Below are 11,700 nucleotides of genomic sequence, written 5' to 3' on the forward strand. Positions count from 1 at the left end.
CGCCGCCGACCGTCCCCACGGGCGAGCCTCCGGAAACCCACCGGCAACGAAACGTGACGGAAACACACCCGTACGCGACCGGAAACGCATACCGGTGACCCTCTGACGCAGCCCCCACCCGTTGGAGACGTCCGTGACCCTCGCCGCAGCTCACGTCGACACCGGCGACACCGCCTGGCTGCTCGCCGCGACCGCCCTCGTCCTGCTGATGACCCCGGGCCTGGCCCTGTTCTACGGCGGCATGGTCCGCACGAAGAGCGTCCTCAACATGCTGATGATGAGCTTCGTGTCGATCGCCCTGGTCACGGTGGTCTGGCTCGCGGCCGGCTACTCCCTCGCCTTCGGCGACGACCTCGGCGGCGGGCTGCTCGGCGGCCTGGCGCACGCCGGGATGCGCGGCCTCGGCCCGGACAGCGTCCACGGCACGGTCCCCACCGTGCTGTTCGCCACCTTCCAGCTCACCTTCGCGATCATCACGGCCGCGCTGATCAGCGGCGCGGTCGCGGACCGCACGAAATTCTCGGCGTGGCTGGCCTTCGTCCCGGTGTGGACGCTGCTGGTATACGTTCCGGTCACCCACTGGGTGTGGGGCCCGGGCGGCTGGATCGCGCACCGGCTGGGCGCCCTCGACTTCGCCGGGGGGCTGCCCGTGGAGATCACCTCCGGTGCCTCCGGTCTCGCCCTGTGCCTGGTCCTCGGGCCCCGGCTGGGCTTCCGGAAGGAAGCCATGCGGCCGCACAACCTGCCCATGGTCGTCCTGGGCGCCGGTCTGCTGTGGTTCGGCTGGTTCGGCTTCAACGCCGGTTCCGCGCTCGGCGCGAACGGCCTCGCCGCCGCCGCGTTCCTCAACACGCTCGCCGCCGGCTGCACCGGCCTGCTCGGCTGGCTCTTCGTCGAGCAGCGGCGCGACGGCCACCCGACCACCCTGGGCGCCGCCTCCGGCGCGGTGGCCGGCCTGGTCGCGATCACCCCGTCCTGCGGCACGGTCTCCCTGCTCGGCGCGCTGGTCGTGGGCCTGGCCGCCGGTGTCGTCTGCTCCTACGCGGTGGGCTGGAAGTTCAAGCTGGGCTACGACGACTCCCTGGACGTCGTCGGCGTCCACCTGGTCGGCGGGATCATCGGCACCCTGATGATCGGCCTGTTCGCCGAGAAGGCGATGACCGGCGGCGCGGAGGGCCTGTTCCACGGCGGCGGACTCGCCCCGCTGGGACGGCAGTCGCTGGCGGTGGCGGCCGTGGGGGCGTACGCGTTCTCGGTGACGTACGGGCTGGGCAGGCTGCTCGACAAGGTGCTGGGCTTCCGGGCCGGCGAGGAGCAGGAGTACACCGGGCTGGACCTTACGGTGCACGCCGAGACCGCATACGATCACGGCGTCCTGGGCCACGGTGCCCCGGTCTCCCACTCCGTGCCCTCCGCCCAGAAGGTCAAGACCCAGGCATGAAGCTCATCACCGCGATCGTCAAGCCGTACCGACTGGACGAGGTCAAGGCCGCCCTGCGGGAGCTGGGGGTGCACGGGCTGACCGTGACCGAGGCCAGCGGCTTCGGCCGGCAGCGCGGCCACACCGAGGTGTACCGGGGGGCCGAGTACCGGGTGGACCTGGTGCCGAAGGCGCGGATCGAGGTGGTCGTGGAGGACGCGGTCGCCGAGGACGTGATCGACGCGGTGGTCAGGGCCGCGCGGACCGGGAAGATCGGCGACGGAAAGGTCTGGGCCGTTCCCGTCGAGACGGTCGTCCGGGTGCGGACCGGCGAGCGCGGGCCCGACGCGCTCTGACCGGCGGCGGCCGCGGCCGGTCAGCGCGGGACCCGGACCGGCCCGGGTCCCTCGTACGCTCCCGCCCGGGCAGAGCACGGGGCCCGGCCCGGGGCGGGTCAGGTCGCGGGGATCGTGACGCGGACCGTGCCGTCGGGGGACGCGAGCAGGACCGGGGTTCCGGAGCCGCCGAGGTCGGCGACGGCGGAGAGGTCCTCGGGCGGCACCGACTCCGCGTCGCTCACCACGGCCGCCGCCTCCAGGGACCGCGCCCCCGAGGCCGCGGCCATCGCGACGGCCGTCCGCAGCGCGCTCAGCTTCAGCGAGGGCAGCTCCACCGTCCCGGCGACATAGGTGCGCCCGGTCTCGTCCCGTACGGCCGCTCCCTCGGGCACGACGTTGCGGGCCCGCGCGGAACGGGCCAGGGTGACGATCTTGCGGTCCTCGGGGTCAAGCCCGGTGCTCTCGGTCATGCCCCGAGCATACGAAGGCGCCGCGGGTCCGCCCCGGCACGGGTGCCGTCAGGGCCGGTCGAGCCGCAGCCGCTCCGCCCTCGGCAGCCCCGCCACGACCAGGTCGTAGGAGTCCTCGACCAGTTCGCGGACCAGCCGGTCCGGGAGCGCGCCGTCGGCCGTCACCGTGTTCCAGTGCCGCTTGTTCATGTGCCAGCCGGGGACGATCAGCCCCTCGTGCTCGGCGCGCAGCCGGACCGCGTCCTCCGGCTCGCACTTGAGGTTGACCGTCAGGGGCCGCGCGTCCAGGGTCGTCAGGGCGAACATCTTGCCCAGCACCTTGAACACCGAGATCTCCGGGCCGAACGGGAAGTCCTCCACCGCCGCGTTGCAGGAGAGGCAGAGGGCGCGCAGTTCCCGGGGCGTCACTCGGCCTTCTCCTCCTCGGCGGCCGGCACCGGGACCGGCTCCACCAGCACCGTGACGATCTTGTTCCGGCGCCCCGCCGCGGCCTCCGCGGTCAGCCGCAGCACGCGCTCGTCGGGCAGGGCCACCTCCGCGGACGCACCGGCGATGGGCACCCGGCCGAGCGCCTTGGCGAGCAGCCCGCCGACGGTCTCCACGTCCTCGTCGTCGTACTCCTCCAGGCCGTACAGCTCGCCGAGGTCGGTGATGTCCAGGCGGGCGGTGACCCGGAACCGGTCGTCGCCGAGGTCCTCCACGGGCGGCAGCTCCCGGTCGTACTCGTCGGTGATCTCGCCGACGATCTCCTCCAGGATGTCCTCGATGGTGACGATGCCGGCGGTGCCGCCGTACTCGTCGATGACGACGGCGACGTGGTTGCGTTCCTTCTGCATCTCGCGCAGCAGGTCCCCGGCGTTCTTGGTGTCGGGCACGAACACGGCCGGGCGCATCGCCGTGGACACCAGGTCGCCCTCCGCCTCCCGGCTGATGTGCGTCTTGCGGACCAGGTCCTTCAGATACACGATCCCGATGACGTCGTCCTCGCTCTCACCGGTGACCGGTATCCGCGAGAAACCCGACCTCAGGGCCAGGGTGAGGGCCTGGCGGATGGTCTTGAAGCGCTCGATGGTGACCAGGTCGGTGCGCGGGACCATGACCTCGCGCACCAGGGTGTCGCCCAGTTCGAAGACCGAGTGCACCATCCGGCGCTCCTCGTCCTCGATCAGCGACTCCTTCTCGGCGAGGTCGACCAGCGCGCGCAGCTCCGCCTCGGAGGCGAAGGGGCCGTGCCGGAAGCCCTTGCCGGGCGTGAGGGCGTTGCCGATGAGGATCAGCAGGGAGGGCACCGGGCCCATGATCCGGGCCAGCGGCAGCAGGACGTAGGCCGCCGCGGTCGCGGTGTGCAGCGGGTGCTGGCGGCCGATGGTGCGCGGCGAGACGCCGACGGCGACGTACGACACCAGGACCATCACGCCGATGGCGACCAGCAGGGCCTCCCAGGTGGCGGAGAACTCCTGGAGGCAGGCGTAGGTGACCAGGGCCGCGGCGGCCATCTCGCAGGCCACGCGGACCAGCAGGGCCACGTTCAGGTAGCGGGTGGGGTCGGCGGCGATCTGCGCCAGCCGGGCACTGCCCCGCCGGCCGGACTTCACGGCCTCCTCGGCGCGGAAGCTGGAGACGCGGGCGAGGCCCGCCTCCGCGCAGGCGGCGAGCCAGGCCACGACGGTCAGCGCGATCGCGCCGAGCACGAGCTGAGCGGACATGCGGCCCGCTTACGAGACGGTCGGTGCCGGGGACGGGCCGGTCAGGCCGCGCTCGGCCCGCCAGCCGTCCACGATGGCGGCCTGGAGCCCGAACATCTCCGCCTTCTCGTCGGGCTCCTCGTGGTCGTAACCGAGCAGGTGCAGCACGCCGTGGACGGTGAGCAGCTGGAGCTCCTCGTCCATGGAGTGCCGCGTGGGCGCCTCGGCGCCCTGCCTGGCGGCGACCTCCGGGCACAGCACGATGTCCCCGAGCAGCCCCTGCGGCGGCTCGTCGTCGTCCTTGGACGGCGGCCGCAGCTCGTCCATCGGGAACGACATGACATCGGTGGGGCCCGGCAGGTCCATCCACTGGATGTGCAGCTGCTCCATGGCGTCGGCGTCCACGACGATCACCGAGAGCTCGGAGAGCGGGTGGATGCGCATCCGCGCGAGCGCGTAGCGGGCGATGTCCAGGATCGCCTGCTCGTCTACCTCGGTGCCGGACTCGTTGTTGACGTCGATCGACATGGTCGTGCTGGTCTACTTCCCCTGGGAGCCCTTGGCGCCGGTCCTGCCGCGGCCGCCCTTGGGGGAGCCGCCGTTCTCGGTGCCGTGCTTGCTGTCGTACTGCTCGTACGCGTCGACGATACGGCCCACCAGCTTGTGCCGTACGACATCGTGGGACGACAGCCGGGAGAAGTGGACGTCCTCGACGCCTTCCAGGATCTCCTGCACCTGCCGCAGACCGGACTTCTGCCCGCCGGGCAGGTCGACCTGCGTCACGTCACCCGTGATCACGATCTTCGAGTCGAAGCCGAGGCGGGTGAGGAACATCTTCATCTGCTCGGGGCTCGTGTTCTGGGCCTCGTCCAGGATGATGAAGGCGTCATTGAGCGTGCGGCCGCGCATGTACGCGAGCGGCGCGACCTCGATCGTCCCGGCGGCCATCAGCCGGGGGATGGAGTCCGGGTCGATCATGTCGTGCAGCGCGTCGTACAGCGGGCGCAGATAGGGGTCGATCTTCTCGTAGAGCGTGCCGGGCAGGAAGCCGAGGCGCTCGCCCGCCTCCACGGCCGGCCGGGTCAGGATGATCCGGTTGACCTGCTTGGACTGCAGGGCCTGCACGGCCTTGGCCATGGCCAGGTAGGTCTTGCCGGTGCCGGCGGGGCCGATGCCGAAGACGATCGTGTGCTTGTCGATCGCGTCGACGTACCGCTTCTGGTTGAGGGTCTTGGGGCGGATGGTGCGGCCACGCGAGGACAGGATGTTCTGCGTGAGCACCTGCGCCGGGGTCTCGGGCCCGTCGCTCGTGCCGTCGTCGCTCGCCTTGAGCATGGCGATCGAGCGTTCCACTGCGTCCTCCGTCATCGGCTGCCCGGTGCGGAGCACCAGCATCATCTCGTCGAACACGCGGGAGATCAGGGCGACGTCGACGGGGTCGCCGACCGCGCTGATCTCATTGCCCCGGACGTGGATGTCGGCCGCCGGGAAGGCCCTCTCGATCACGCGCAGGAGGGAGTCGCCGGAACCCAGTACGGTCACCATGGGGTGCTGGGCGGGGACGGTGAGCTGTGCTCTCGCCTGCTCCTGCGCGGGGGTGTGAGCTGTGGGTGTCTCTGTCATGGGCCGGCGCTGAAGGCCTGCGCTTCCTCCTCGTCACGGCCGCGGCTGAGGGCGGCCTCGCACTGTCCAGGGTACGACGGGGGACTGACATCGCCGTAGGGCTTTTCCTACGACCGTTTTTGCGGCCCGCCCCGCAGTGGCCCGGCCGCCCCCGCCGCCCCGGCGCCGTCCTCAGGCCGAGCGGCCGAACCCGATGGTCGGCACGGCCCGGCGCAGCGGCCAGGGCCGGTCCAGCCGCCGGGGGACGAGGTCCTCCAGGAAGGCGTACCGGGCGAGCGCCATCGGATCCTGTCCGGGCAGGGACTGCACCTTGCGCCACCACGCCCCGATCTCCGACCAGCCGGGCGCGGACAGCGAGCCGCCGAACTCCTGCACCGACAGCGCGGCCGTGAGCCCGGCGAAGGCCAGCCGGTCGGCCAGCGGCCAGCCGGCCAGGGAGCCGGTCACGAACCCGGCGACGAACACGTCCCCGGCCCCGGTCGGGTCCAGCGCCTCCACGGCGATCGCGGGGACCTCGGCGGCCTCCCCGGTGCGCCGGTCCACCGCGTAGGCGCCCTCCTCGCCGAGGGTCACCACGGCCACCGGCACGTACGCGGTGAGCGCGTGCGCGGCGGCCCGGGGGCAGTCGGCGCCGGTGTAGCGCCGGGCCTCCTCGGCGTTGGGCAGGAAGGCCTCGCAGTGCTCGAGGTCGGGCAGGCCGGACAGGTCCCACGCGCCCGTCTCGTCCCAGCCGACGTCGGCGAAGATCCGGGTGCCCGCGCGGGCGGCCTCGGCGATCCACGGGGCGCCGCGGCCCGGGGTGAGGGAGGCGACGGCGGCCCGGGCGCGGGGCGGCCGGGCGGGGAGCCCGTCCTGGCCGAAAACGGCCTCGGGCGGCGGCTCGTGCCCGTGCGAGACCATGGTCCGCTCGCCCTCGTAGGCCATGGAGACGGTCACCGGGGAGTGCCAGCCGGGGACGGTCCGGGAGGCCGAGAGGTCGATGCCCTCGCCCTGTTCCAGGGCGTCCCAGCAGTACTCGCCGTAGTGGTCGTCGCCGAACGCGGCGGCGAGCGCGGTGCGCAGGCCGAGCCGGGCCAGGGCGGCGGCCATGTTGGCGACCCCGCCGGGGCTGGAGCCCATGCCCCGGGCCCAGGACTCGGTGCCGCGCACCGGCGCCGAGTCCAGGCCGGTGAAGATGATGTCGAGGAAGACCGTGCCGGTGAGGTAGACGTCCCAGGGCGGGTCGCCGGGGGCGCGCAGCGCGGCGAGCGGGTCGACGTGGACCCGGCGGCGCGCTGCCTGGGTGAGGTGTTCCGGTTCCTCTCCGGTGAGGGTGTGCGACGGCGTCACGGTGCGCTCCCTGGCGTGGTGCGGTTCTGGCCAGTGTGCACCAGCTCACGCGCCGGGAGGCCGGGGGCCGGTCGCCGCCCGGCGCCCGCCGGTCACCAGCGGGGCATCGCCGGGACGCGCCAGCCGGGGTCGGCGACGCGCATCGCCGCCGCGTCGTCGCGGTCCCGCAGCCCTCCGTCGTCCTCGGCCCAGCGCCGGTGCAGCCGGGCCAGTTCGTCCCGGTCCAGCTCGACGCCGAGGCCGGGCGCGTCGGACACCGCGACCCGGCCGCCCGCGAAGGCGATCCGCTCGGTGAGGACGTCCTCGGACTGCCAGGGGTAGTGCGAGTCGCAGGCGTGGTGGAGGTCCGGGACCGTGGCCGCCACCTGGGTCATCGCGGCGAGGCTGATGCCGAGGTGGGTGTTGGAGTGCATGGACACCCCGACGCCGAAGGCGGCGCAGATCGCGGCGAGCCGCTGGGTGTTGCGCAGCCCGCCCCAGTAGTGGTGGTCGGACAGGACGACCTGGACGGCGTCCTTGGTGAACGCCTCCTTGATCTCGCCGAAGGTGGTCACGCACATGTTGGTGGCCAGCGGCACGTCGGTGCCGGCGGCCACCTCGGCCATGGCGGGCGTGCCGAGCGTCGGGTCCTCCAGGTACTCCAGGACGTCCCCCAGTTCCTCCGCGACCGTCAGCGACGTGGCGACCGACCAGGCGCCGTTGGGATCGAGCCGCAGCGGGTGGCCGGGGAAGGCGTCGGCGAGGGCGCGGACGGCGGCGATCTCCCGTTCGGGCGGGAAGACCCCGCCCTTGAGCTTGAACGAGCCGAAACCGTGCCGCTCGCGCAGCAGGCGGGCCTGTTCGACCACGCCGGCCGGGTCGAGCGCGGCGCCCCACTCGTCGGGCTCGGCGGGGACGCCCGCCGGGTGGCCGTCCCACTTGTAGAAGAGGTAGGCGCTGTACTCGACGGCGTCGCGGACCCTGCCGCCGAGCAGCGCGTGCACGGGCAGGCCGAGGGCCTTGCCCTGGGTGTCGAGGCAGGCGACCTCGAAGGCGGACAGCACCGACAGCCGCAGTTTGCCGGCGGTCTGCACCCCGCGCAGCCCGCCCGCGTCCGTCCCGCCGTCGACCCGGGAGGCGTCCACGGCGAGGTCGATCCCGAACAGGGCGTTCACGTCCGTGACCGGGCGTCCGGTGATCCGGTCGGCGAGCGGCCGGGCCAGCTCCAGGTACTTCGTGTCGCCGTAGGTCTCGCCGAGCCCGGTGATGCCGTCGGCGGTGACGACCTCCACGATCAGCCGGGGGGTGTACGGCTGGTGCACGCCCTGGGTGTTGAGCAGCGGCGGGTCGGCGACCAGGATCGGTGTCAGCCGCACCTCGGCGATGGTCAGGTCACGGGTCACGGTCGGGCTCCTACGAGGTCGAGTCCTGCGGTCAGGAGGGCCTTGAGGTCGGCGAGGTCGGCGGGCGCCGGGTCGGCGAGCGGGGCGCGCACGGGTCCGACGGGCTGACCGCGCAGCCGGGCCGCCGCCTTGACCAGGGACACGGCGTATCCGGGCGCGCGGTCGCGGAGTTCGACGAACGGGACGTAGAAGCCGCGCAGCAGCGCGTCGACGGTGCCGTGGTCGCCGGCGCGCAGCGCGGCGAAGAAGGCGCCGGCGATCTCGGGGGCGAAGGCGTGCACGGCGGAGGAGTAGGCGGGGACGCCGACGGCGGCGTAGGCCCGGGCCTGGATCTCGGCGGTGGCGGCGCCGTTGAAGAAGAGGAAGCCGTCGGGGGCGGCCAGGGTGAGGCGCTGGAGCCGGTCCAGGTCGCTGTGGCCGTCCTTGAGGCCGATGACCCGCGGGTTCCGGGCGAGGCGCCGCAGCGTGCCGGCGCTGTAGGCGACCCGGCCGCGCTGGTAGGCGACGAGCGGCAGCCGGGTGCGGGCGGCGAGGTGTTCCAGCTGGGCGGCGAGGCCGTCCTGCGGCGCCTCGGTGAGGTAGTGCGGCAGCACGAGCAGGGCGTCGGCGCCGGCCTCCTCGGCGATCCGGGCGAACCGGGCGGCCTGCGCCCAGCCGTATCCGGTGCCGGCCACGACGGGTACCCGGCCGGCCGCCTCCCGGACGGCGAGGGTGACGACCGTGCGGTACTCGTCCTCGTCCAGCGAGAAGAACTCGCCGGTGCCGCAGGCCGGGAAGAGGGCGCCGGGGCCGGCGGCGAGCCGGGCGGCGACATGGGTGCGGAAGCCGTCGGCGTCGAGGGTGCCGTCGTCGTGGAAGGCCGTGAGCGGGAAGGAGAGCACGCCCCGCGTCATGCCCTCCCGCAGCCGTCGCGCCACGTCCTGCGGAGCCGGGTCGCCACCCACCCTGACCATCTCCCCTTATGAATCACGTCTACATATGAGAACGCAGGTTAGAGGGTTCTTCCCTTCGGCGCCACCCCCGGACGACACCGTGGCCGGGATCACAGATCCCGGCCACGGCACACTTCCCACCCGACGACGTCCAGGGCTACGACACGTCGTCGTCCCCGAACTCGTACGCGTCGACCTCGGCGAGGTACCGGGCCCTGCGCTCCTCGTCGTCCTCCAGGAAGGAGGCGAGGAAGGAGTTGCGGGCCAGCTCGCGCAGCCGGTCCCGGGACAGGCCCAGGCTCTCGCGCACGGCCGCGAAGTTGTCGCCCGCGTACCCGCCGAAGTACGCCGGGTCGTCGGAGTTGACCGTGCACAGCAGCCCGGCGTCGAGCAGGGCGGGCAGGGGATGGTCGGCGAGGGTGTCGACGGTCCGCAGGCGCACGTTGGACAGCGGGCACAGGGTGAGCGGGATCCGCTCCCGGACCAGCCGCTCCACCAGCGCCGGGTCCTCCACGCAGCGCAGACCGTGGTCGACGCGCTCCACGCCCAGCACGTCCAGCGCCTCGCTGATGTACTCCGGCGGCCCCTCCTCGCCGGCGTGCGCGACCCGGCGCAGCCCGAGCGCGGCGGCGGCCTCGTACACCTCCCGGAACTTCGCCGGGGGATGCCCGACCTCGGCGGAGTCCAGGCCGACACCGGTGATCCGGTCCAGGTACGGCCGCGCGGCCTCCAGCGTGAGCAGCGCCGACTCGGCGGACTCGTCCCGCAGGAAGCACATGATCAGCCTGGTGGAGACGCCGTGGTTCGCCTCGCTCTCCCCCAGCGCCCGCCACAGCCCCTCCACGACCGTGCCGATCGGGACCCCCCGGGACACATGGGCCTGCGGGTCGAAGAAGATCTCCGCGTGCCGCACGCCCTGCGCGGCGGCCCGGACGAGGTAGGCGTCCGCCAGATCGGCGAAGTCGTCCTCGGTCCGCAGGACGGCCATCAGTGCGTAGTACAGGTTGAGGAAGGACTGGAGGTCCTGGAAGCGGTACGCCTCGCGGAGGGCTTCGGTGTCCGCGTACGGCAGGGTCACGCCGTTGCGGGCGGCCAGCTCGAACGCCAGCTCCGGCTCCAGGGTGCCTTCGATATGGAGGTGCAGTTCTGCTTTCGGGAGAGGCATCAAAGCATCGTACGGGTGTTTTACCGGCGTTTCGGAACCGGCACCCGCAGCAGGTCGTGGGCCACGGTCAGCTCTCCCGTGAACCCGGCCGCGCGTGCCTGCCGCTCGAACTCCCCGGGGTCGGTGTAGCGCTGGCTGAAGTGGGTCAGCACGAGGTGCCGGACGCCGGCGTCCCGGGCGACCGCGGCGGCCTGCCCGGCCGTCAGGTGCCCGTGCTCGACGGCGAGGTCCACGTCCTCGTCCAGGAAGGTGGACTCGATGACGAGCAGGTCGCAGCCCTCCGCGAGGGCGTGCACGCCGTCGCAGAGCCGGGTGTCCATGACGAACGCGAACCGCTGCCCGCGCCGGACCTCGCTGACGTCCTCCAGCCGCACGTCCCCGAGCCGCCCCGCGCGCTGGAGCAGGCCCACGTCCGGGCCCCGGACGCCGTGCGCGGCGAGCCGGTCGGGCAGCATGCGGCGGCCGTCGGGCTCGGTGAGGCGGTAGCCGTAGGACTCCACGGGGTGGGAGAGCCGGCGGGCCTCCAGGGTGTACGACCGGGTGACCGCGAGGACGCCGTCGGTGTCGACCGGTGCCTCGGTCAGGCCGACGGTCTCGCGGTAGGCGGTCGCGTAGCGCAGGCGGTCGAAGAAGCGCTGCCCGGAGCGCGGGTAGTGCGCGGTGACCTCGTGCGGCACCTGGTCCAGGTTGATCCGCTGGACGACCCCGGCGAGGCCGAGGCAGTGGTCGCCGTGGAAGTGCGTGACGCAGATCCGGTTCAGGTCGTGGGCGGCGACCCCGGCGCGCAGCATCTGCCGCTGTGTGCCCTCGCCGGGGTCGAAGAGGAGGCCCTCGCCGTCCCACCTCAGCAGATAGCCGTTGTGGTTGCGGTGCCGGGTCGGGACCTGGCTCGCGGTGCCGAGGACCACCAGTTCGCGTACGGACACGGGTGCCTATCCGGGGGGCCACTGGAGGCCGCGGCCGCCGAGGACGTGGGCGTGGGCGTGCCAGACGGTCTGGCCGGCGCCGCTGCCGGTGTTGAAGACGAGGCGGTAGCTGTCGAGCCCCTCCTCGTCGGCGACGGCCTTGGTCTCGGCGAGCACGTCGGCGGCGACCCGCGGGGCGCCCGCGGCCAGTTCGGCCGCGTTCTCGTAGTGCGCCTTGGGGATGACCAGGACGTGGGTGGGGGCCTGGGGCTTTATGTCCCGGAAGGCCACGGTCGTCTCTGTCTCGCGGACGATCGTCGCCGGGATCTCACCCGCGACGATCTTGCAGAACAGGCAGTCGTTCTGCGGCTCTCCGGCCATGCGCTGCGCTCGCTTTCGGCGGTGATCGATACCGTTCGCATCGTAGTCGGTCGGGGGCGGGCCGCCTCGG

General features: G+C 73.0%; 13 protein-coding genes. 2 read left to right on the top strand and 11 right to left on the bottom strand.

Features of this window, described 5'->3' with window-relative positions:
* Positions 1-133 precede the first annotated feature (133 nt).
* Positions 134-1,441, top strand: coding sequence for an ammonium transporter (locus tag ACZ63H_RS02265; RefSeq protein ID WP_469861285.1), 1,308 nt, complete (start codon positions 134-136; stop codon positions 1,439-1,441).
* The gene (locus ACZ63H_RS02270) at positions 1,438-1,776 is read left to right on the top strand and encodes a P-II family nitrogen regulator (protein ID WP_467941190.1); all 339 of its coding nucleotides are present in this window, start codon (positions 1,438-1,440) and stop codon (positions 1,774-1,776) included. The genes ACZ63H_RS02265 and ACZ63H_RS02270 overlap by 4 nt, the downstream gene beginning before the upstream one ends.
* A 98-nt stretch (positions 1,777-1,874) precedes the next feature.
* Here ACZ63H_RS02270 and ACZ63H_RS02275 read toward each other — a convergent pair whose 3' ends face one another.
* The 11 genes from ACZ63H_RS02275 to ACZ63H_RS02325 all read right to left on the bottom strand — a co-directional run bounded on the left by ACZ63H_RS02275 (position 1,875) and on the right by ACZ63H_RS02325 (position 11,630).
* On the bottom strand, positions 1,875-2,228 hold the full coding sequence (locus ACZ63H_RS02275; RefSeq protein WP_467941192.1) for a cytidine deaminase: 354 nt from the start codon (positions 2,226-2,228) through the stop codon (positions 1,875-1,877).
* Between the two features lie 48 nt (positions 2,229-2,276).
* The gene (locus ACZ63H_RS02280; protein WP_469861287.1) at positions 2,277-2,636 is read right to left on the bottom strand and encodes an MmcQ/YjbR family DNA-binding protein; all 360 of its coding nucleotides are present in this window, start codon (positions 2,634-2,636) and stop codon (positions 2,277-2,279) included.
* A complete protein-coding gene (locus tag ACZ63H_RS02285; RefSeq protein ID WP_469861289.1) occupies positions 2,633-3,934 on the bottom strand; it encodes a hemolysin family protein in 1,302 nt (433 codons plus the stop codon). The genes ACZ63H_RS02280 and ACZ63H_RS02285 overlap by 4 nt, the downstream gene beginning before the upstream one ends.
* Before the next feature lie 9 nt (positions 3,935-3,943).
* Positions 3,944-4,441, bottom strand: coding sequence for an rRNA maturation RNase YbeY (gene ybeY, locus ACZ63H_RS02290; protein WP_030777220.1), 498 nt, complete (start codon positions 4,439-4,441; stop codon positions 3,944-3,946).
* Positions 4,442-4,453: 12 nt separating this feature from the next.
* Positions 4,454-5,536 (bottom strand): PhoH family protein, encoded by a 1,083-nt coding sequence (locus ACZ63H_RS02295; RefSeq protein WP_469861291.1) that lies wholly within the window; start codon positions 5,534-5,536, stop codon positions 4,454-4,456.
* A gap of 171 nt (positions 5,537-5,707) precedes the next feature.
* A complete protein-coding gene (locus ACZ63H_RS02300) occupies positions 5,708-6,865 on the bottom strand; it encodes a carbohydrate kinase family protein (protein ID WP_469861293.1) in 1,158 nt (385 codons plus the stop codon).
* 92 nt (positions 6,866-6,957) lie between these two features.
* Entirely contained in the window at positions 6,958-8,247 is a 1,290-nt protein-coding gene (locus ACZ63H_RS02305) for a glucarate dehydratase family protein (protein ID WP_469861295.1), read from the bottom strand.
* Positions 8,244-9,200, bottom strand: coding sequence for a 5-dehydro-4-deoxyglucarate dehydratase (locus tag ACZ63H_RS02310; protein WP_469861297.1), 957 nt, complete (start codon positions 9,198-9,200; stop codon positions 8,244-8,246). Before ACZ63H_RS02310 ends, ACZ63H_RS02305 begins: the two co-directional genes overlap by 4 nt.
* A gap of 136 nt (positions 9,201-9,336) precedes the next feature.
* On the bottom strand, positions 9,337-10,344 hold the full coding sequence (locus ACZ63H_RS02315; protein ID WP_469861299.1) for an adenosine deaminase: 1,008 nt from the start codon (positions 10,342-10,344) through the stop codon (positions 9,337-9,339).
* A gap of 20 nt (positions 10,345-10,364) precedes the next feature.
* Positions 10,365-11,270 (bottom strand): ribonuclease Z, encoded by a 906-nt coding sequence (locus ACZ63H_RS02320; RefSeq protein ID WP_469861300.1) that lies wholly within the window; start codon positions 11,268-11,270, stop codon positions 10,365-10,367.
* Positions 11,271-11,276: 6 nt separating this feature from the next.
* Complete coding sequence (locus ACZ63H_RS02325) at positions 11,277-11,630, bottom strand: histidine triad nucleotide-binding protein (RefSeq protein ID WP_469861302.1); 354 nt, start codon at positions 11,628-11,630, stop codon at positions 11,277-11,279.
* Between the last annotated feature and the right edge of the window lie 70 nt (positions 11,631-11,700).

The organism is Streptomyces sp. NPDC104831 (genome assembly GCF_055583025.1).

Coding starts and splice junctions, on each gene's coding strand:
- ybeY (WP_030777220.1), bottom strand. CDS start 4,441: ATGTCGATCGACGTCAACAACGAGTCCGGCACCGAGGTAGACGAGCAG.
- ACZ63H_RS02310 (WP_469861297.1), bottom strand. CDS start 9,200: ATGGTCAGGGTGGGTGGCGACCCGGCTCCGCAGGACGTGGCGCGACGG.
- ACZ63H_RS02325 (WP_469861302.1), bottom strand. CDS start 11,630: ATGGCCGGAGAGCCGCAGAACGACTGCCTGTTCTGCAAGATCGTCGCG.
- ACZ63H_RS02285 (WP_469861289.1), bottom strand. CDS start 3,934: ATGTCCGCTCAGCTCGTGCTCGGCGCGATCGCGCTGACCGTCGTGGCC.
- ACZ63H_RS02275 (WP_467941192.1), bottom strand. CDS start 2,228: ATGACCGAGAGCACCGGGCTTGACCCCGAGGACCGCAAGATCGTCACC.
- ACZ63H_RS02295 (WP_469861291.1), bottom strand. CDS start 5,536: ATGACAGAGACACCCACAGCTCACACCCCCGCGCAGGAGCAGGCGAGA.
- ACZ63H_RS02315 (WP_469861299.1), bottom strand. CDS start 10,344: ATGCCTCTCCCGAAAGCAGAACTGCACCTCCATATCGAAGGCACCCTG.
- ACZ63H_RS02270 (WP_467941190.1), top strand. CDS start 1,438: ATGAAGCTCATCACCGCGATCGTCAAGCCGTACCGACTGGACGAGGTC.